Here is a 20,041-nt window from a genome sequence, read left to right on the forward strand (position 1 = left end):
ACCACGACTCAACCTGCTCAACCGTCAACCCATAGGCACACAGTCAAGACAACGAACACCTACACCCACAGTCACGCCCAGATGCGGTTGCAGTACTAAAGCACAAGATGCCGCCCGACCAACCCGCCGAACGACCCACAGCAACCCGCTACACCGAGTGCACCAAATGCCACGACCCAGTCCCCCACCCCGGCATCTGCCGCACATGCGCAGGCCTCGGCACACGAACGCTCGCCGTCGGTGGGGGCGAGGCGGCCACCCGCCGCGGTGTGGCCTGCGCCAGGACGGCCCTGCGGGCCGCGACGACCGCCGGCATGAACCTGGGGAGACTGGCCACTGTCGGATAGCCCTTCCCCAGCAGCGAGTTCAGGCTCGCGATGCCGAGGTCCAGCGCCATCCCCATGGCACTTCAAAGAGCGACTCGCAGCTGTTCGTACCGTGCCGACGCCACCTGTGAACGTCCACCGTGCGCCGGTACCGTCCTTGTAGCAGCGCGGGCCTGCGGGGCCGGTGTGGCCACGTTTGAGGAGGAGCACACACGATGATGCGGATCTTCACCAAGACGTTCACGGAGCCCCACACCCAGCAGCGCTCCCTGGCCCACCACCGCTGGATCGCCCGCGCCAACCCCGACGTACGCATCCCCCAAGTCGTCCACATCCACCCCACCGCGATCGACTTCGAGCACCTCGACGGTCACCACGGCACCCCCGACGACCTGCTGACCCTGGCCGACCTCCTCGGCCACCAGCACACCACCGCCCACACCCACGACCTGCACGCCGCCCACCTGAACACACCCCACACCAGCGCCGACCACACCAGCGGCGACGCCACAACCGCCGACGTCGCGACCGCCGAGGTCACCATCGCCGACTTCGCCGACAGCCGCCGCGAGCGCCTCCACCGGCTTCTGGCCACCGGCACCGTACCGGCCCCGCTCCTGACCCCCGGCGCGATCGACGGCTGGCTGGAGCAGGCCGCCACCATGCCCGCCGCCTTCTACAAGGACGCCAACCCGCGCAACTTCCTCATCACCGACACCACGGTCGCCGTCATCGACTTCGACTCCCTCACCCTCGCCCCCTTCGGCTACGACCTCGCCAAGATCATCGTCACCATCGCCATGACCGCCGGCCCCCTACCCGAGGACACCATCCGGCGGACCGTAGCCGCCTACAACCGCCATCCCGAGCAACGCGGTCTTCCCGGTTGCTCCTGGCGGGAGTTCGCCGCATGGTGCGAGTTCCACCACATCCTCACCACGCCCCACCACGGCACCAACGGCTACCGGTACAGCTGGCATGCGATCAGGCCGGCCTGGACCACCGACATCCTCGGGAACTCCGACAAGGAGTCCGCACCGTGATGAACACCAGCATGACGCTCCATTCGGTCTATCAACCGACAATGTGACACATCTGCGTGATGATCCGATTTCAGACGGTGATCGACGCGTTCTCGACAGTCCCACCGATCCGCTCATCACGCACGGGCCCTTGCCGCCACGCTGTACCCGCCGCCACCCCTACGGGTGCGCGAGATCAGGAGGGGACATGGCGAGGGGCACCGCCCACCAGGTCGAACTGCTACGCGCAGAAGTCGGGACGGCCCTTCAGGCCGGCCTGGAGGAGATCCGCAACCACACCGACAACCTGCGAGCCGAACTCACCGCGACACTGGCGGCCGGCCTGAGCGAACACCGCGACGAGTTCTTCGAGGCGATCGCCAGAGGGCAGCAGGAAACCAGCCGCGCCCACCAGGACAACCGCAGCCTCCACCGCCAGTTGGGCAACCTGCGCAACGAACTCAGCACTCGGCAGAGCAGCGGCCGCGCCTCCCTGGACGGCGGCCCCGCCGAGGCGCCCCTGCCCGCCGTCGACTCCCCCGAGGCCGCGGGCCAGCCGACGGAAGCCGCTCACCCGCCCGGCGGTGATGCCAGCAGCAACTCCCCCGGTACCAACGAACTCCCCGGCGCCGAGCCCCCGGCATCCGAGCAGGCCGCACAGCGGGCCACAGAGCCGGCCTCCCCCTCCGTGACCGGCGAGGCCGCGGAATCCGACAGCGAGGAGACAACCGTGTCCGAGACCACCCCTGCCGACGACGCGCCGACCGCCCCGCACGTCCTCACCAAGGACCAGCTCAGCCAGATCGCCGCCGAGGTGGCCGCCCAACTCGCAGACCTGTACCGTCCCTCCGGCCCCACGGAGCAGGACACGAAGGTCGATCTGGAGAACACGGAAGCAGTCGCGCCGGACCAGGCCGTGACCGACGACCTCCCGAGCGGCCGCGCCGACGACGTGTCCGGTCTCATCCCGGAGCCCTTCCTCTGGGAGAACCACGTCAACACCCTTCTCAAGGCCGCAGCCGTGAAGACCGTCGCGATCTCCTGCCACCCCGAGACCTGGGACTTCCTGGCCGCCCAGGCCCAGGGCGCCGACCACTTCTCGAAGCCGGTCAACGACGGCAACGAGGACACGATCCTGTCCGGCCCCAGCACCATCGCCCTCCTCAACGCGCTCCGGGAAACCGCCTACAGCGGAGTCGGCGGCGGCATCGGCACCAGCATCGGAACGTGGGCCCTCGCCGTCACCAGCTACGAGCGCATCGCCGCCGTCATCAACAGCACCCGGCCCGCCGACGAGCAGGCCGGCAGCGACCGCCTGCACCAGCCGCACATCGTCCTCGACGACCGCAGCACCAACAACTCGCCCGCCACCAACTGACCCACCGACACAGACATCAAGTCACGGGCTCACCGGGATCAACAACTGCACGAACGACGGAACGTCCCCAACCGCCTGCCCGCCGCCTGGCACCGGCCGCACCGATAGCCTGCACCAATGAAGCGGATTCAGCGGGCTGCCGGCGCGGTTGTCGGCTCGGCTGTGGGTGACGCGCTTGGAGCCCCTTTTGAGTTCGGTCCCCAAGGAGCGTTCTCTGCGCGGTTCCCCGTCCCCGGTGCCGGTGCCGAGATGTGCGGAGGTGGCGGCTGGGATCCGGGCGAGGCCACGGACGACACGCAGATGGCCGTGATGGTGGCGGAGTCACTGGTGCAGCGGGGCGGGCTGGACCTGTCGGACATCTTCGGCCGCTTCCAGCGGTGGGCGGCATCCGAACCCAAGGACATCGGCTTGCAGACCGAGGACGTCCTCACCAACGGCATGCCCTGGGATCTGGCCGCCGCGATCCACTTCCAGGTCAACCTGCGGGCAGCAGGTAATGGCTCGTTGATGCGGGCATCGACATCCGCGGTCCACTTCGCACGTGCGGGACAGGCCGCCACCATGGATGCCGCTCGGCGCATCGCCGCCCTCACCCACGGCGACCGCGCCGCCTGGGAAGGCACCGCGATCTTCCACGAACTCATACGCGTCACGCTGGAGGACAACGACGCCCTCCGCGCGCTCCCTGACGTTCTGGCGCTCATCCATCCCGATCACCGCCCGCGATACGCGACGGTCCTCGATCCCGGCTGGCACCCGGACCAGGCAACCGAGTTCAACGGCGCCGTCTGGCCCTGCCTGGGGTCAGCGGTCTGGGCTCTGCGCACCACGACGAGCTTCGAGGGCGCGCTGCGCGCGGCCGTCGACCTGGGCGGCGACACGGACACCGTCGCCGCGGTCACCGGCGGGCTTGCGGGTGCCCGTTACGGACTGGACGCGATCCCCTCCCGATGGACCGAGCCGCTGCACATCCCGCTACCGGGTTCCGGCGGACGGGTCCTGCAACTGCCCGATCTCCTTGACCTGGTGGACGGCCTCGGGGGCTGACCTCGCCCGAGAACTCGCGGCGCGCCACCGACCGGTATGACGACAGGACCGCGACCGGTCCAGCGAAAGCTCGCTGCGCGCCCGGGCGCGCGAGGCGTTGTCGTAGGGGCTTGGCAGGATGCTCCCATGCTCGCCATCCGTCCTGACCAACACCGTGACGACCGGTCCGGTCCTCCCGATCTCCGGGGTGACTTCGAGGTGCACCTGACCGTGGAGCCCGGCGCCGCCGAGGCGCTGGCCGGGTGGGCCGACGGTCATGGCCTGAAGTTCACCCACATCCTGCTGGCACGCGGTGCGGCGCCCTCGCAGCCGATGCTCACCCTGCGCGCCAACGGCTCGTTGGACGAGGTCGCTGCGGCGACGTCCCGCACCACGGGCCGGCTGGTTCGGGCCGGCTTCACTGTCCTGCGGACGAAGATCGAGGCCACGCCATGGGCGGAGGGCGTTCCGGTCTCGGACGAGGACGCCGTGCCGCACGGGGCGCGCCGGTACTTCGAGCACCACGTCAAGCTGCTGCTCCCGGACCCGCATCCCACGGCCGACCCTGCCCGTCTCGCCGACCCTGCCCGCCTTGCAGACCTCGCCGAGTTGGCCGTCCGCCACGGCGCGCACCTGTCGCACAACCCGCGCCGAATACGCGACGACGGTCGGCGCGAGTGGTTCGTGACCCAGCGGTGCCGCCTGGTCGGCCTGAGCACCGCGGGCCAGCGCCTGGACGCGCTGCTCCGGGGCCTTGCCGCCGACGGTCGCGAGGTGGTGTCGGTGGAGCGCGAGTTCGTCGCCGTGGACAGCGACGAGGCCCTGGACGACGGATGGATCAGCGAGCGCGAGCAGAAGCACGAACGCGAACAGAAGCACGAGCACGAGCACAGTGCCGGACCGTACGGAGAGGGAGACCCGCGATGACCGAGGACCAGCCCCAGTCGCCAGTGGCGTGGGAGGAACTGCAATACGGGCCGTGGCAGGGCGTCCTGCTCCCCCGACAGCCACCAACGGAGGACGTCCGCGAGGACCGGGGCCTGCCCAGGAGCGTCCGGCCGATCGACGACGAGGCGGTGAGCCAGCAGCCGGTCTTCGACCCCGCCCTCGCCGGGTACGCCCGGGCCCTGCGGCCCAGTGAACCCGCCTTCACCGACCCGCAGCTCGCCCAACGGTGGCTCGCCGCGCGGCGCGAGGCGCTGAACACCGTACTGTCCGCCGTCGCCGGCTCGCAGTGGTCCGAGCACCTGGTCCTGCGCGGGAGCGTCCTGCTGCGGGCCTGGTACGGCGAGCAGGCGCGGGAGCCGGGGGACTTGGACTTCGTGGTCCGCCCGACGGACTGGCAGCTGGAGGACGAGCGCACGGACCGCATGTTCGAGGAGCTCGCCGCCGACGCCGAACGGCTCTCGGGCGCGGTGCGGCTGCACGCGGACCAGGCGGTCAGCGACGAGATCTGGACGTACAGCCGGATTCCCGGGCGCCGGCTCATCCTGCCGTGGTCGGCACCCGGCGTCCCGGGCGGGACCGTCCAGTTGGACTTCGTCTTCACCGAACACCTGCCCGTCCCCCCGGAGTCCTACCAGCTCCCCGGCGTCACCGGCCGGTTGTTCGCCGCCACGCCACAACTCTCCCTCGCGTGGAAGATCCTCTGGCTGGTCTCGGACAACCACCCGCAGGGCAAGGACCTCTACGACGCGATCCTGCTCTCGCGCACCGACGAGGTGCCCTACGACCTGCTGCGGCAGGTCTTCACCCAGTCCGACGAGAGCTGGTCGCGCTGGCCGGTCCTCCCGGAGCAGATCTCCGGGCTCTACGTCGACTGGGACGAATTCGCCAAGGACTACCCGCAGTTCGCCAAACCCGTGGAGGAGTACCCGGCGCAGCTGCTCGCCGGGCTCCACGCGACCTTCGCCGGCCACGGCGAGTACACACTGCGTGCCCAGTGGCTGGCCCCGCTGATCGAGGAACTGCGGGAGGTGCTGGCGCGCGAGGGCATGGCCGAGGTCCAGCAACGGATGTCCCAGCGGCACGTGCTCCCGGACAACTCCCTGGTGATCACCCGCGAACTACTCGGCGACGACCTTGACGGCAACCTCGAAGACGCCCACCGCGCCGTCGCCGCCCACCTCAGCGACAAACCGGACCGGAAGACCCGCAAGCTGGCGGAGGCCGCCACTCGCTACGCCGCCGAGCTCGCCGAGCTCGCCGACGAGCCCCCGGCGGACGGCACCCACACCTGACACCGACCCCGGCGGGTACCCGACACGGGAAGAGGTTCCCGACCGCCGAGGAAGCCCAAGGCTCGCCGACCGACCGACCGTGGCCCGGTCGGTCGGTCAGTCAGTCGGCGAGCCGGGAAGGGGAGGTTCAGCGGGCCAGCAGCTCCCGGATCGCCTCCGCGATCTCGTCGGGAGCCTCCTCGGCCATGAAGTGCCCCGCCCGGGTCAGCCGGTGGTCGAGGTCCGGCGCCCACGCCTTCCACACCGCTGCCGCGTCATAGCCCAGTTGCGCGCCCCAGTCCTGCTGGACGACCGTCACGGGCATGGCCAGCTGCGACCCCGCGTCCAGGTCCGCTCGGTCGTGCGTGACGTCGATGCCCGCCGAGGCCCGGTAGTCCGCGACGATCGACCTCACCGCCGCCGCGCTCGCCCGCAGGTATTCGGCACGGACATCCTCGGGAACGGCGGTCGCGTCGTTGGCCCAGGAGTCGAGGAACGAGCCGAAGAACGCGTCCGCGCTGTTGGCGATCATCGTCTCCGGCAGGCCCGGCGGCTGCGCCATCAGGAAGAGGTGGTAGCCGACCGCCGCCGGGACGCCGTGCAGGACGTTCCACATGTCGAGGGTCGGCACGACGTCGAGGATGCCCAGGTGCGTGACGGTCTCAGGGTGGTCCAGCCCCGCCCGGAAGGCGACCAGGGCGCCCCGGTCGTGGCCGACGAGGGCGAAGCGCTCGTGGCCGAGGGCGGCCGCCAAGTTCACGACGTCGGCGGCCATGGTGCGCTTGGCGTACACCTCGGGGTCGGTGGCCGCCGGCTTGTCGCTGGCGCCGTAGCCCCGCAGGTCGGGGCAGATCACCGTGTGTTCGTCGGCGAGCCGCTCGGCAACGTGGCGCCACATCAGGTGGGTCTGGGGGAAACCGTGCAACAGCACGACCGGGCTCCCGCTGCCGCCGACGGCGGCAGCCAGCTCCACCCCGTTCGCACCGGGCAGGCGGACGGGGTCGAAGCCGGGAATGGTGAGCGTCATGAAGGGCCATCCTTGTCGGTCGGGGGCTGACCGGACCAGCCTGGGCGACGGCGATCAGCAGCCGATCAGTACGGTCAAGCGCAGCCGACCCCCGGCACGGAGGATGGGGGCATGCGAATCGACGTGCTCGGTGCCGTGCGAGCCTTCCGCGACGACGGCAGCCCGATCGACCTGGGCGGCCCCCGCCATCGGGAGGTGCTCGCCCGGCTCGTCGCCGCCGAGGGGCGGATGGTCACCACCGACACCCTCGTCGACGACCTGTGGACCGATCCACCGGCCCGCGCCGTGGGCGCTCTGCGTACGTTCGTCGCCGCGCTGCGCCGCGCCCTCGAACCCGACCGGCCGCCCCACGATGCGCCGCGCGTCATCGTCACCGAAGGGCCCGGCTACGCGTTGCGTCTGTCGCGTGAGGACGTGGACGCCCACCGCTTCCAGGACACCCTGGCCCGCGCCCGGCGCCGCCCCGGCACAGTGACCAGCCCCGACACAGCTACCGGCCCCGACACAGTGACCAACCCCGACACGGTGGCCGACCTCAGCGCGGCACTCAAGGACTGGCGCGGACCCGCGTACGCCGATGTGACCGGCGCCGCATGGGCACGGCGCGAGCGGACCCGGCTGGAGGAATTGCGGATGGAGGGGGTGGAACTGCGCGCCCGCCTCCTCCTCGACTCCGGCGAAGGGGCCGGTCTCGTCGCCGAACTGGGCGCCCACGTCGCCGAACACCCGTGGCGTGAGCCGGCCTGGGGGCTGCTGGCCCGCGCGCTGTACCGCGCGGGCCGCCAGGCCGACGCGCTGGCCACCCTCCGCCGCGCCCGCGCGATGCTCGTCGATCAACTCGGACTCGACCCTGGCGCCGAACTCCGGCGTCTGGAGACGGACATCCTCAACGGGGCCGCGACCCTCGAAGGCGCCCGTACCGGGTGGCGCGGCCCGGGCGTCCGGCTCGGCCCGCGCACCACCGTGGATCTGGCCCGCACCCTCGCACTGGCGGGTGGCGACGCCCTCGTCCACTCGCGACGCGACCGCCTCGCCGCCATTCAGGCTGCGGAACGCACGGGAGACCTCTCCCTGACCGCCCGGATCATCGGCGCCTACGACGTGCCCGCCATCTGGAGCCGGGCCGACGACCCCGAGCAGTCCCGCGCGGTCGTCGCGGCTGCCGAGCGCACGCTCACCGCGCTCGGCACCGGCGGCACCGGCAGCACCGACGGCACCGGCAGCCCCGCCGACCTGTCGGCCCGCCTCCTGGCCACGGTCGCCGTCGAGAGCCGCAGCGCCGACCTGTCCGCGGCCGAGCTGGGGCGCGCGCGGCAGGCGGCACAACAGGCGGAGGCGCTGGCGCGGGGCCTGGCCGATCCCGCCCTGCTGGTCTTCGCCCTCAACGGGGTGTTCCTGCAGTCCTTCACCCGCCCCGGGCTCGCGGCGGTACGGGACGGGATCGGCGCCGAGATCCTCGATCTGGCCGCCCGGCACGAGCTGCCGAACTTCGCCGTACTCGGCCGACTCGTCCGCCTCCAGTCCGCCTCGGCCCTCGGGGACCTCGACGCCGCGGCCTCGCACGCCGAGGCCGCCGAGCGGCTCGCCGCCACCACCGAGGCGCCCCTCGTCCCCGTCCTCACCGGGTGGTTCCGGGCCCGGGCCACGGCCGCCCGCAGCACCGAACCGGGCGGGCCGACCGCCGCCACGGCCGCAGCGCACTACCGGGCCGCCGAGAACGCCCTCCAGCAGGCCGGAATGCCGGGGCTGCACCGCGGCCTGTTCGCGCTCGCGCTCCTCGGGCTGCGCCTGCTGCACGACCGGCCCGCACCCACCGACCCGCACCTCGACTGGGGCCCGTACCGGGCTTGGGTGCGCCCCCTCGTGCTGCTGGCCCAGGAGCGGGTCGAGGAGGCCCGTACCGCCCTCGCCGCGGTGCCCGAACCGGCGCGTGACCACATGCAGGAGGCCATGTGGTGCCTGACCGCCCGCGCCGCCGTACGCCTCGGCGAGCCCGGAATCGCCGCACGCGCCGGGGCTGCCCTGCGCGGTGCCCGTACGGAACATGCCGGCGCCGCCAGTGGAATGCTGACGCTGGGCCCGGTGGCGCGGTACCTGGCGGAGGCGGAGGCATGCGCCGGAGCGGGGTAGGCGGTGCCGCCCGGGTACCCGGCGCCCCCGGCCGGCACCTCACCGTCTACCGGGCCGAACCCTCCCCCTCCCCTGCCCGGCCTACCCCGCGGTCCTGATCACGCACAGGCGGCGGGTGGCACGGGTGAGGGCGACGTACAGGTCGCGTTCGCCGGCCGGGCGGGCGGCGGTGATCTGGTCGGGATCGACGACGAGGACGGCGTCGAACTCCAGGCCGCGCGCCTCGGAGGCGGGGACGAGGCGGACGTGTCCGGGCAGGCCGGCGGCCTCCAGCTCCGGCAGGCGGGCGTCTGCGCAGACCACGGCGAGGAGGTCGCCGGGGTGGGCGGCCGTCTGGGCGCGCAGTTCGGCCAGGACGGCGGCGGCGAGGCCGTGGGCCGGGGCGGTGAGGGTGCGCGGGGGTTCGCCGTGGCGGATGGCGCGGGCGCGGGCCTGGCCGGGGGCGATGCGGGCGAGCAGGTCGGTGGTGGTGGCGAGGATCTCCTGCGTGGTGCGGTAGCTGACGGTCAGGGTGTGCAGGTCGAAGCGGCTCCCGGTGTGCGGGTGGAGGGCCTCGTGCCAGTCGCGGGCCTGGGCGGCGGGGCCGGCCTGGGCGAAGTCGCCGACGACGGTCATCGAGCGGGTGGGGCAGCGGCGCAGCACGGCGCGCCACTGCATCGCGGTGAGTTCCTGGGCCTCGTCGACGACGACGTGGCCCCAACTGCGCTGCGGGGGACCGTCGAGCAGGGCGGCGGCCTCGTCCAGCAGCGGAAGGTCGGCGTCGGTCCACGGGGCGTCAGGGGCGCGCAGCAGGCGGGCGCGCTGGTCGTCGGAGAGGTGGGGCAGGTGGGCGGCGAGGGCGGCGGGGTCGGTGAGCAGGGCGCGGACGGCGTCGTGCGGGGTGAGGGCGGGCCAGTGGGTGTCGAGGACGCGGTCGAGGTGCGGGTCGTCCAGCAGGGCCGCGCGAACGGCCTCGGCGTCGAAGGTGCCGTCGGTTCCCGCGGTGCCGCCAGCACCCGCGGCATCGTCGCTACCCACGGCCTCGTGGGCACGTGAGCCGTCGAGACCGAGCCGGCGCAGATCGGCGGCGGCGACGCGGTCGAGGTTGAGGCCGGTGAGCTGGGCGACCTCGGCGTCGAGCCGGTCGAGGGTGTCGGCGGTGTCGCGTTCGAGGGCGCGGGTGAGGGCGTCGGCCAGCAGGTCCTTGAACAGGTCGCGGGCGCGGTTGTGGGCGAGGCCGTCGGCGGTGGCGGCGCGGGCGGCGACGGCGAGGTCGGACTACGGCAGGTGCACCTCCTCCTGGCCGACCCGTATGGCCAGGCCGTCCGCCGCCGGGGCCTGGTGGGCGCGGACCACGGCGGCCAGGGCGTCGGCGAGGGCGGGGTCACCCTTGAGGCGGGCGGTCTGCGGTTCCTCGGGCGCCGCCGGGCCGGGGGTGGCGGGGGCGAGGTCGGCGCAGGTCGCCAGGGCGACGTCGTTCTCGCCGAGCGAGGGCAGCACCTGACAGATGTAGTCCAGGAAGCGGGCGTTGGGGCCCAGGACGAGGACGCCGCGTTCGGCGGCGCGCGGGAAGGCGTACAGCACGTACGCGGCGCGGTGCAGGGCCACCACCGTCTTTCCGGTGCCGGGGCCGCCCTGCACCACCGTCACCCCCCGGTGGCGGGAGCGGACGATCGCGTCCTGCTCGGCCTGGAGGGTGGCGACCGCGGCGCCCATGCGTCCGGTGCGCCGGGCCGACAGGGCCTCCAGCAGCGGGCCGTCGCCGATCACGTCCTCGCGGGTGGGGTCGGAGCCGTCCAGCAGTTCGTCGCTGACGGCAGCGACGGTGCGGCCGTCCAGACGCAGGTGGCGCCGGCGTCGCAGGCCCATCGGGTGGACGGGCGTGGCCTCGTAGAAGGGCCTGGCGGCCTCGGCCCGCCAGTCCACCAGCAGCGGCAGTTCGTCCGCCTCGGTGTGCAGGCCCAGGCGCCCGATCCGCAACGTGGTGCCGTCGGCGGTGTCGAGGCGGCCGAACACCAGCCCGTGGCCGGCGCCTTCCAGGCGGCGCACCTCCCCGGCCCACCGCGCGGCCGCCACGTCCCGCTCGTACACGGCCCCGGCCCCGTCGGCGGGCGCGGCGAGGGTACGGGCCAGTTCGGCGCGCGCCTGCTCCAGACGCCGGTCGTACTCGGCGCACACGGCCCCCACCTGCACGTTTTCCGCCTGCACCTGGCACTCGGCACGGTCATCGCTGTACGGCACGACGGGCCTCCTCTCTGGTTCGGGCCGTCACTATGCGGGGGCGGGCGGGGGAAAGTAAAAGTTGACGAACGCGCCGCCGTTGCGCCCTCGGCGCCTCACTTCCCCAACTCTCAACCCACACACCACATCTGATGTAACGCCAGATAGTCGCGCACGGGTGGCCGCTGAGCACGTCGGGGCCGCAGGGTGAGCGGCCGGCGACGGCGTACGACGGAACCGGCACGCCATAGGACGCCCCTATAGCGCCTAGCGACGCGCGAGCAGTGGGCGCGCCTGGACGCGGGGCCGGGCCAGGACACCACCACTCCCCCGCTTGGGCGCGACGGCCAACCCGACGACATCGCCGACGCGGTGCTGTTCCTCCTGTCCGGCCGGGCGAGTTGGCCGGCTGGTTGGCTGGCTGGCTGGCTGACGGGGAGCAATCTCGTCGTGGACGGCGGCGAGTTCCCCAGGGGCTGACGGCAACGCACCGCGGCCCCGGCTGGTGGCCTGGTTCGACCGGCCCGGCTACCTTGATCACATCGGCGGCCGGCAGCAGGGCATCCGATGCCGACCAGGTCGGCAGACCCGGAAGAATCCAGATCCGAGACACCGAGGAACCAGAGATGCGCACCCTGATCAGCACCGCCTTCATCTCGCTCGACGGCGTTGTGGAAGGCCCGGGCGGGGAGCCCGGCTACCGGAACTCCGGCTGGACCTTCAAGAACATCGAGTTCCTTCCCGAGGCCTTCGAGATCAAGGGGCGGGAGCAGCAGGAGGCCACCGCGATGCTGCTGGGCCGGGTCAGCTACGAGGCCTTCAGCTCGGTGTGGCCCGACATGGCGGACTTCGCCGACTACAAGGTGATGCCGAAGTACGTCGTCTCCACCACCCTCACCGAGGACGACCTGGTGTCGAACTGGGGCGAGACCACGATCCTGCGCTCACTCGACGAGGTTGCCGCACTGAAGCGGACCGAGGGCGGCCCGATCATCGTGCACGGCAGTGCGACCCTGAACCAGGCCCTCTCCGACGCCGGTCTGGTCGACCGCTACCACCTGCTCGTCTTCCCGCTCCTGCTCGGCGCGGGCAAGCGCCTGTTCAGCACGACGGACAAGGACACCCAGAAGCTGACGCTCGTCGAGCACGAGGTCTACCCCAACGGTCTGCAGAAGCAGGTCTTCGACGTCGTCCGCTGACGTTCCCCGCAGACCCGGTAAGCCCCCGCGCCGACCACTGCGCGGCGCCGGCCCCGCCGCAGGGGCCACGTCCCGCCGTTGCGAGCCGCCGGCGCGGGGACTACAGGTCCGCGAGCCAGGGATGCCCGGGGTGGACGCAGGCGAGCAGCTCGGCCAGGGTCTCGCGCTGCGCCGGGGTCATCAGCGGGACGGTCGTGTCGAAGTCCGCCTGGTCCTTCCGGCGGAGGTGCTTGGCCTTGAACAGCAGGACCAGCTCGGGCGCCAGGTACGGGATGCCATCTGCCGTGTGGCGGATGATCTCGCTGTAGGGAAAGCGGATCCTCTCATCGCGCCGGCAGATCCAGACGTCCCGGTCGTGCGGTTCGCGGAACACATCGAGCAGGTAGTCACCGGTGGCCGGATCGCGCAGCCAGGTCTGATGGGTGGCGGCCAGCACCCCCGGTGCGGCGTCCTCCCAGATCCGGCCGCTGCCCACCGCGTCGAAGACGTACCCGGGGAAGCGGCTGCGGACCTCGGGAAAGCTCGCGGCCGGAATCGCGATCTCGATGTCCCCGTGCGCACGCGCCTGCCCGCCCCGGAAGAGGTCCAACGCCCACCCCGCAGCCACACACCACGGCGTGCCGACCCCCGCCAACCGCCGCGCGACCTCCTCCGGCGTCCAGCACGACGACCACCTGTCGTCGAGGGCCGCAATCTCGTCGGCCGACAGCTCGACCCCACCGCCGGGCAGTTGCTCACTCACGCCAGGAATCTACCAACAGCCCTGCAGCGCCGTGGCCGAGATCGGTACGCCCGGGCGACGACTCAGGGGACGGCCTCCACGGACTCGCCCGGCGGGTGGTGCAACCGGTGCAGGCCCGCGTAGACGGAGCTGCGGAGGAGGAGCTCGGTGTGGGTGCCGTGGGCGACGATCCGGCCCTGGTCGAGCAGGACGATCTGGTCGGCGTCGCGAACGGTCAGCAGGTTGTGCGAAATGATGATCGTCGTGCGATCGGCCATGAGCAGGCGCAGCGGGCCCATGATCCGTTGGCTCGACTCCGCGTCCAGGGCCGTGGTGGGCTCGTCGAGGATGAGGACGGGGGCGTCCCGGACCATCGCGCGGGCGATCGCGAGGCGCTGGCGCTGGCCGCCGGAGAGCAGGCGACCGCGCTGGCCGACCAGGGTGTCGTAGCCGTCCGGGAGCCGGGTGATGAACTCGTGGGCGTCCGCCGCCCGGGCCGCCGCCAGGATCTCGGCCTCACTCGCCTCGGGGCGCCCGTAGGCGATGTTCTCCCGGACGGTGCCGTGGAAGACCAGGGTCTCCTGGAGCACCACCGCGACGTTCTCGCGCAGGTCGGTGAGGGCGAGGTCGCGCAGGTCGAGGCCGTCGAGCCGTACCGCGCCGTCGTCCGGGTCGTAGAAGCGCAGCAGCAGCTTGGCGACGGTGGACTTGCCCGCGCCGCTGGCGCCGACCAGGGCCAGCGTCGCCCCCGGTGCCACCTCGAAGGACACCCCCGACAGCGCGGGCGCCTCCACCTCCGGGTAACGGAAGGTGACGTCGTCGAACTCGATGCCGCCCCGGGCGCGACCGAGCGGCCGGGGGGTGACGGGATCGGTCACCTGTGGACGCTGGTCGAGCAGTTCGATGATCCGCTCGGCGGCGGCGGAGGCCGCGTAGAAGGTGTTGCCGAGTCCGGACATGCTCTGGATCGGGCCGTAGAGCCTGCTCAGCAGGGTGAGGAAGACGATGAGGCCACCGAAGGTGAGCCGGCCGTGCACGAGTTCCCAGGCCCCGAGGCCCATGACCACCAGGCCGCCGAGCAGTTCGACGAAGTCGACCGCCGGCCCGTAGAGCGCTCCGATCCTGGTCGAGGCCATCGCCGCGTGGTACCGGCCGATGCTCTCGCGCTGGAATCGGGCGTGCTCCCAGCCCTGGCGGTTGTACGCCTGGACGAGCGCGATGTTGCCGAGCGTCTCCTCGGCGACCGCGCTGATCGAGCCGCTGCGCTGGCGGCGTTCGCGCGAGGCCGCCCGGATCAGCTTGGCGAAGCGGCGGGCGGTGAGGAAGAACAGCGGCGCGGCGACCAACGCGACCAGGGTCAGCTCCCAGCGCAGCACCAGCAGCAGGCCGACGTAGATGCCGAGCCGCGCCACCTGGCCGAGCGCGTTGACGATGCCGGAGAGCAGGAAGGTCTCGACCGCGTCCACGTCGCCGGTCACCCGGGACAGCACGTCGCCGAGCCGCCGGCGCTCGAAGAAGCCCAGTGACAGGCCCTGGATGTGCCGGAACACGTCCGACCGCAGGATGAGCAGGAAGCGTTCGCTGACCCAGGTGGAGATCACCCGGCGGGCGAAGCCCAGTACTCCGGAGAGCAGGGTCAGCCCCACATAGGCGAGGGCGATCGGCAGGAACAGGTTCAGCCGGTGCGGAATGAGCATGTCGTCGATGACGATCTTGAACAGCCAGATCTCCATCGCCTCGATCGCCGGGCCCACCGCGACCAGGGCCAGCAGCACCACCAGCCATCGGCGGCCGCCCTTGGTGTAGGGCCAGAAGCGCCGGAAGATCGCCTGGAGCGGGACCGGCGGTGCCGCGGCGACCACATCGGAGGTCTCGGCGACCGTGAGCAAGCGTCGCAGAGCCGACCGAAGCCTGTGTTTCCTCGTCATCTCACGGTCTTCTCGCTCGTCCCCGAGCCCAGATCACTTCCGGATTGAGAGGAACTCCCGATCAAAGAGGCCCTGCTCCGGAAATGGAAGGTCTCCACACGCACGGCCGGCGCGGGCCCGCACGGGGTCACTCCCGGCCGACACGGCAAAGCCGGGCACACGTGCCCGGCCCGCTCTCACAGGGAAGCGATCCTTACCACCGGCCTCCGCCGTAGCCTCCGTAGCCGCCGCGGTCGCCTCCGTAGCCGCCGTAGCCGCCACGGTCGCCACCGAAGTCGCCGCCGAAGTCGTCGTAGCCGCCGTAGCCGCCACGGTCGCCACCGAAGTCGCCACCGAAGTCGCCGTAGTCGCCACCGCGACCACCGCCGCCCCAGTCGTCACGGAACCGCCCGAAGGACTGGAACTGTCCGAGGAATGACATGATCAACCTTCTTTCGAAGTCCCCCTCGGTCCATCGTCATCCTCACCTCCGCAATGCACAAGCATCGATTGTGCAAAATGTGAAAATTTGACGATTTTTCCGGATTGTCCAACTCGACGAGCGCCCGCTTCGATTTCCCGGTCAAGAATCCCCCAAGAAACCGTGCGTGACGAGCCGCCACCAGTCTGCGGATTTCCGGGTGACCCATTGGTCCCGAGCAATCATTCGCGTCAGGCCATAGCCATACCGCCATGCCGAACCACTCACTCCGAGCAGTCAGCCCGGTTGGACGGCTGCGGGAAGTCCTCCCGGCCGTCCAGCCAGCCGGTGAGCCGCTCGGACAGGGTGAACGGTTCGGGAAAGAGGGAGTGGCGCAAGCACCCGCCGTTCGGGTCCCAGCCCCACATCCGCCCCTCGGGAGTGCTGAAGTCGACGAGCGACCAGATAGCGCAGCCCCAGGGCAGTAGCGGTACCACCGGTGTCGGATAGTCCGCGCCGTAGCCCTCGCGCCACCCGAGGTACGCCTCCAGTACGGGCGGTTCGTCACGGTACTCGGTGAGCGACAGGGCACCGCCCCAGCGGCCGAATCCGCCATCGGCGACCTCGAGATAGATCCGCCTGAGCAAAGACGGCATCGGGTGCCCCACAACTGCTTCGAGCCCGGACACGGCCTCCGGAGGCGCGGGCGAAGGCCGTTCTCCGGCATTCTGCTCGATGAGCCGCTTGATGATCTCGTCCTCCGTCACAGGGCCTTCGTACCAGACACCACCGACACTGCGGCGCCCCGGCCCGAGCCCGCAGACGGGTCGCTGACGGTACGGCGCGGGGCCCCCGAGGCTCGGCGGGCGTCACGGGGTGCGTCGCAGCGGGTCGGCACCAGAGGCACCCGGCAGCGCCTGACGCAACGCCAACCTGGACCGAGGCGAGTGCGAGGAAGCCCGCCGCGTACAGGATGGGGCGGGGAGGCCCGCCGCCCGGCCGCCACGCCAAGATCGCGGCGAGCACGTACTCGGCAGTCCGACGACGCAGGCCCGCGAGATGTGAGGTGCGGCGCCGAGGTCTCCGAGATCGTCGACCGGACGCCCGCGGCCTGCCGACAACTGGCGTCCTCGGGCCGTCGGCGCATCCGCGCCGCACGGACTCCGGCAGCTCTAACAACTCCGGCCGCCCCGGCCTGGTCGCCCAGCACTCCGGCGTCACCGTGACCGTCGCCGCGTTCGAGACCAGCGGCGACCACGTCACCCGCATCTGGGCCGTCCGCAACCCGGAAAAGCTCCGCGCGTGGACCGGGAACGAACAGACCTGACCGCACGCCACGGCGGAATGCACCAGTCGACGCAGCGTCAAAACACCTTTCCCACGCGAACTTTCGGGCGGCCGAAACCGCTCTCCGTCACCACCCGGGTCCGCGACGAGGCCTCCTCCGGGAGCACCGGGGTGGGCTATGGTCGGTCCCATGCTGACGGAGTGGGCCTGGATAGCAGCCAAGCTGGTGACGACTCCCGAGACGAAGATCAAGGTCGTCGACTACGGACACCGGCCGTTCGGAAAGTACGCCGAGGCACGTCGCAACCTGCTGGAGCGCCTTGAGGATGAGAAGTCCTGCCAGGACTTCAAGGACGCCGCGCGCCTCCTGCGGGCGAACCGGAAGGCGACCAGCGTGGTGCACAGCCCGCTCATCTGGCTGATCCACGATCTCCCCGCAGAGGAGGACAGCAAGAGAGCCAGCTACCAGCTCATCAAGCGGCTTGAGCCGAGCCTGACCGAGCAACTCCTGCCCGGCCTGGCGACCTCACAGGTCAGCCAGCACGCCCGCCTGGGTGTTGCCCTGCGGGTGCTCAGCGTCGAAGAGGTTTGCGTTCTGCTGCGCTGCAAGGCGCAGAAGGCGAGAGCCCATACGGAGATCTGGCTGTCCGGGCGACTCCAGATGCGCACCCAGCACGTTGCCCGCCGCGCGGTGTGCCGCAGCCACCGGGACGCCTCCTGCACCGCCTGCCGCGGCGGTGCCCAGTGGGAGTGGGAAGAGCCGTTCCTGGCGAGCGACCTCGTACAGCACCTGCTGTCGTACCGCATGAGGTGCTATCTCCCGTACGACGGGACGCCCGTGCCGCCCGGGACGTACGAAGCCGGACTGTGAGCGGCACCGTTCGAACGGCCGAAGAAGTCCGTGCCTCCCTCCCGCAGGCACCGGCGGGGGAAGCCGATCCGGTGCCCGCCCCGTGCGAACGACGGGGCGGGCACCGGAGGACGCGTCAGCTGTTGGTCGTCAGCAGACGGTTCGCCAGGGCGTCGGCGAGGCGGTAGGCCTCGTCGGCCGAGAGGGTGCGGCAGATGGCGTCGGCGAGTTCCTCGACGTCGTGCCAGTCGACATCGCCGAGTTCCGCGGACGGCGTGGCCGACGGCTGCTCGGCCGGGGAGGCCTCGGCTCGCTGTTCCGGCATCGGGAGAGGCTCGGAATTTTCCGCGGAAAATCGCTCGGCGCTCGGAGCGGACTCCGTGCTCGAAGCAGGCTCGGTGCTCGGAGCCGAAGCAGAGCTCTCACCCGCGCCGGAACTGGCGGGCTTCGACCGGGTAGCCGAGGCCGACGGTTCCGCCGGCGACGGATCCACCGGCGACGGCGTGACGGTGCCCGTGGACGCAGCCGCGGTCACAGCCGCGGTCGTGGTCGCGCTCTCCGCAGGCCCACTCGCGGATGCGACGGGTCGCTGCGGCGCGGGCTGAGGAGTCGCCCCGTCCGCGGACGCCTGAGCCGCCGCCCGGGCCCCCAGCTTCGCCGCCCGCTTCGCCGCGACGGCATCGGCGTCGGCCTGGAGCAGCTGCTCCAGCTGCTCCGTCTGCTCGGCCAGGGACATCGCCTCGATGCCCTTGACCGATCCCAGACGGCGGGCGACGTTGATGGAGACGCCCTCCTCGCCCCGCGCCTTGGCCCGCACCTGCCGCTGCAGCTCGGGGTGGAGCTTCAGCAGGTTCTTGCGGTGCGAGATCCAGCTCTGGGACCAGCCCTCCGCCTCGGCGGCCTCCTTGGCGGTGGCGTACTGCGCCACGATGAGCAGGACCGCGTTGGCCTCCTCGATCGGGTCGAAGTCCTTGCGCGCCATGTTCTCGTCGAGCGCCGCGCGCAGCAGGGTCGCCTTGGAGTCCGCCACCGAGTCGTCGACGACGACGAGCAGCTGCTCGCGCCCGTACAGCGCGGCAGCGGCCCGGCGCCGGTTGCCGTTGACGATGACCACGTCCTGCGGGCCCGCAGCGAGCAGGCCCTCGTCCTCCGGCCAGAGCCGGAGGTACGCGTCCGGGGTGACGGCGAGGCAGCTCTGCAGCTGGCGGTCCTTGATGCTCGCCAGGTCCGACAGGTCGCCCAGGTCGTCGCGCGGGTTGCGCGGGTTGGGGAGGCAGTTGGCGGTGGGAACCCACCGGGCCGGAGAGTCCGGCCCCGTGGGGACCCACCGGGCCGGAGTCTCCTGGTTGCTGACCACCCCGGGGGCGTCGACGACCGGGTCGGCCGCCATCGAGGCGAAGGAAACACGACGGCCGGCCATCAGCGACCCCCGTATCCGAGCTCGAGGGACAGCCGGAAGAAGTCCTCGCGGGCCCGGTAGGCGGTGCCGCTCTCCTTGTACTGGGTGACGACCGTTCCCTCGGCCACCGCCCGGGAGTGGATCTTGTAACGCCGCAGGACCGTCTTGGCCCGCGGCCACCCCTTCGCGGCGATGTACGCCTCGGTATCCTCCAGGTCGGCGCGGCCGTCCCGGGGGTCCCAGTTGTTGATGACGACCCGGAAGGGGATGTCCATCGGCTCGATGACCTTCTGGATCGTCCGCGCCGTCGGGTCGAAGCACAACGGCTCGGTGATCATCGGGACCAGGACGTCATCCGCTATCTCCAGAGCACTGCGCAGGATCTCCTCATCGGCCAGGGTGCCCGGCGTGTCGATGAAGATGTGCTCGTACTCGTCCTTCTCGCCGAGGACGTCGAAGGTGCACGCCGCGAGGTTCACCGTGGTCGTGGTCTTGCCGACGCCGCCCTTCTGGTTGGCGATGACGTGGACCTTGGCACCGGTGTTCTTGAGGTGGAGCAGCTGATCGGCCTGGTCGTGCGCTGCCATGAAATCGAAGGGCAGGTTGTCCCCCACCCGCTCCGCCCAGACGACGGCCGATCCCTGAGGGTCAGTGGACACGACAAGTACAGATGGCTTCATGATGTTCCGTTCTCTCCGTGGGCTTCCCGGGCCGCTTGCCCGGTACTGCGGATGCCCGCCGATCAAAGCCGGTGACGGCGGACTGGAACAGCATTCCAGATGATCAGGCCTGATGCCGACACGACCCGCGTGTCATGAAGCACAATGTCCGTTTCCCTGAGCCCCTGATTTCCGAGGACCCGCCGAATATCCCCGGCGACCCGGCCCCGAATCCCGCCATCGCAAGAGAGCGTGACGCACGGACAGCGGC

At 71.4% G+C, this 20,041-nt stretch carries 15 protein-coding genes and 3 pseudogenes; 10 read left to right on the forward strand and 8 right to left on the reverse strand.

What is annotated here, in order from left to right:
- The first annotated feature begins 541 nt into the window (after positions 1–541).
- The 5 genes from ACFVX9_RS27370 to ACFVX9_RS27390 all read left to right on the forward strand — a co-directional run bounded on the left by ACFVX9_RS27370 (position 542) and on the right by ACFVX9_RS27390 (position 5,992).
- Positions 542–1,369, forward strand: coding sequence for a phosphotransferase (locus ACFVX9_RS27370; RefSeq protein WP_387984015.1), 828 nt, complete (start codon positions 542–544; stop codon positions 1,367–1,369).
- 187 nt (positions 1,370–1,556) lie between these two features.
- Positions 1,557–2,726: a hypothetical protein gene (locus ACFVX9_RS27375; protein WP_387984017.1), complete on the forward strand. Its 1,170-nt coding sequence runs from the start codon at positions 1,557–1,559 to the stop codon at positions 2,724–2,726.
- A gap of 117 nt (positions 2,727–2,843) precedes the next feature.
- Positions 2,844–3,773: an ADP-ribosylglycohydrolase family protein gene (locus tag ACFVX9_RS27380; protein WP_380370901.1), complete on the forward strand. Its 930-nt coding sequence runs from the start codon at positions 2,844–2,846 to the stop codon at positions 3,771–3,773.
- Between the two features lie 198 nt (positions 3,774–3,971).
- On the forward strand, positions 3,972–4,679 hold the full coding sequence (locus ACFVX9_RS27385; protein ID WP_387984019.1) for a hypothetical protein: 708 nt from the start codon (positions 3,972–3,974) through the stop codon (positions 4,677–4,679).
- Positions 4,676–5,992: a nucleotidyl transferase AbiEii/AbiGii toxin family protein gene (locus tag ACFVX9_RS27390; RefSeq protein ID WP_387984021.1), complete on the forward strand. Its 1,317-nt coding sequence runs from the start codon at positions 4,676–4,678 to the stop codon at positions 5,990–5,992. The genes ACFVX9_RS27385 and ACFVX9_RS27390 overlap by 4 nt, the downstream gene beginning before the upstream one ends.
- Positions 5,993–6,119: 127 nt before the next feature.
- On the opposite strand, the gene ACFVX9_RS27395 is transcribed toward ACFVX9_RS27390, so the two are convergent.
- The gene (locus ACFVX9_RS27395; RefSeq protein ID WP_380478898.1) at positions 6,120–6,998 is read right to left on the reverse strand and encodes an alpha/beta fold hydrolase; all 879 of its coding nucleotides are present in this window, start codon (positions 6,996–6,998) and stop codon (positions 6,120–6,122) included.
- Between the two features lie 111 nt (positions 6,999–7,109).
- On the opposite strand from ACFVX9_RS27395, the gene ACFVX9_RS27400 reads away from it, so the two are divergent.
- Positions 7,110–9,128 (forward strand): BTAD domain-containing putative transcriptional regulator, encoded by a 2,019-nt coding sequence (locus ACFVX9_RS27400; protein WP_387984023.1) that lies wholly within the window; start codon positions 7,110–7,112, stop codon positions 9,126–9,128.
- A gap of 81 nt (positions 9,129–9,209) precedes the next feature.
- Here the strand turns inward: ACFVX9_RS27400 and ACFVX9_RS27405 are convergent.
- Positions 9,210–11,285, reverse strand: a pseudogene (locus tag ACFVX9_RS27405) (HelD family protein).
- A gap of 312 nt (positions 11,286–11,597) precedes the next feature.
- Between ACFVX9_RS27405 and ACFVX9_RS27410 the strand changes: the two are divergent.
- Both ACFVX9_RS27410 and ACFVX9_RS27415 read left to right on the forward strand, forming a co-directional pair.
- Positions 11,598–11,807 (forward strand): annotated as a pseudogene (locus ACFVX9_RS27410) (SDR family oxidoreductase); the annotation flags it as partial.
- Between the two features lie 146 nt (positions 11,808–11,953).
- Positions 11,954–12,526, forward strand: coding sequence for a dihydrofolate reductase family protein (locus tag ACFVX9_RS27415; protein WP_363378373.1), 573 nt, complete (start codon positions 11,954–11,956; stop codon positions 12,524–12,526).
- Between the two features lie 100 nt (positions 12,527–12,626).
- Here the strand turns inward: ACFVX9_RS27415 and ACFVX9_RS27420 are convergent, their stop codons facing one another.
- From ACFVX9_RS27420 to ACFVX9_RS27435, 4 genes are all read right to left on the reverse strand, one after another.
- Entirely contained in the window at positions 12,627–13,268 is a 642-nt protein-coding gene (locus ACFVX9_RS27420) for a nucleotidyltransferase domain-containing protein (protein WP_387984025.1), read from the reverse strand.
- Between the two features lie 62 nt (positions 13,269–13,330).
- A complete protein-coding gene (locus tag ACFVX9_RS27425; protein ID WP_380370920.1) occupies positions 13,331–15,136 on the reverse strand; it encodes an ABC transporter ATP-binding protein in 1,806 nt (601 codons plus the stop codon).
- A 232-nt stretch (positions 15,137–15,368) separates the two neighbouring features.
- A complete protein-coding gene (locus tag ACFVX9_RS27430) occupies positions 15,369–15,596 on the reverse strand; it encodes a hypothetical protein (RefSeq protein ID WP_380370922.1) in 228 nt (75 codons plus the stop codon).
- A gap of 263 nt (positions 15,597–15,859) precedes the next feature.
- A complete protein-coding gene (locus ACFVX9_RS27435; protein ID WP_380370925.1) occupies positions 15,860–16,342 on the reverse strand; it encodes a hypothetical protein in 483 nt (160 codons plus the stop codon).
- 306 nt (positions 16,343–16,648) lie between these two features.
- Here ACFVX9_RS27435 and ACFVX9_RS27440 point away from each other — a divergent pair.
- Together ACFVX9_RS27440 and ACFVX9_RS27445 are read left to right on the forward strand one after the other, a co-directional pair.
- Positions 16,649–16,902 (forward strand): annotated as a pseudogene (locus ACFVX9_RS27440) (hypothetical protein); the annotation flags it as partial.
- Between the two features lie 150 nt (positions 16,903–17,052).
- Positions 17,053–17,733 (forward strand): hypothetical protein, encoded by a 681-nt coding sequence (locus ACFVX9_RS27445; protein WP_387984028.1) that lies wholly within the window; start codon positions 17,053–17,055, stop codon positions 17,731–17,733.
- A gap of 115 nt (positions 17,734–17,848) precedes the next feature.
- Here the strand turns inward: ACFVX9_RS27445 and ACFVX9_RS27450 are convergent, their stop codons facing one another.
- A complete protein-coding gene (locus ACFVX9_RS27450; RefSeq protein WP_387984030.1) occupies positions 17,849–19,132 on the reverse strand; it encodes a ParB/RepB/Spo0J family partition protein in 1,284 nt (427 codons plus the stop codon).
- Positions 19,132–19,770: a ParA family protein gene (locus tag ACFVX9_RS27455; RefSeq protein ID WP_279634975.1), complete on the reverse strand. Its 639-nt coding sequence runs from the start codon at positions 19,768–19,770 to the stop codon at positions 19,132–19,134. The genes ACFVX9_RS27450 and ACFVX9_RS27455 overlap by 1 nt, the downstream gene beginning before the upstream one ends.
- Between the last annotated feature and the right edge of the window lie 271 nt (positions 19,771–20,041).

The sequence above is a fragment of the Kitasatospora sp. NPDC058243 genome (assembly GCF_042882025.1).
Lineage (GTDB): Bacteria > Actinomycetota > Actinomycetes > Streptomycetales > Streptomycetaceae > Kitasatospora.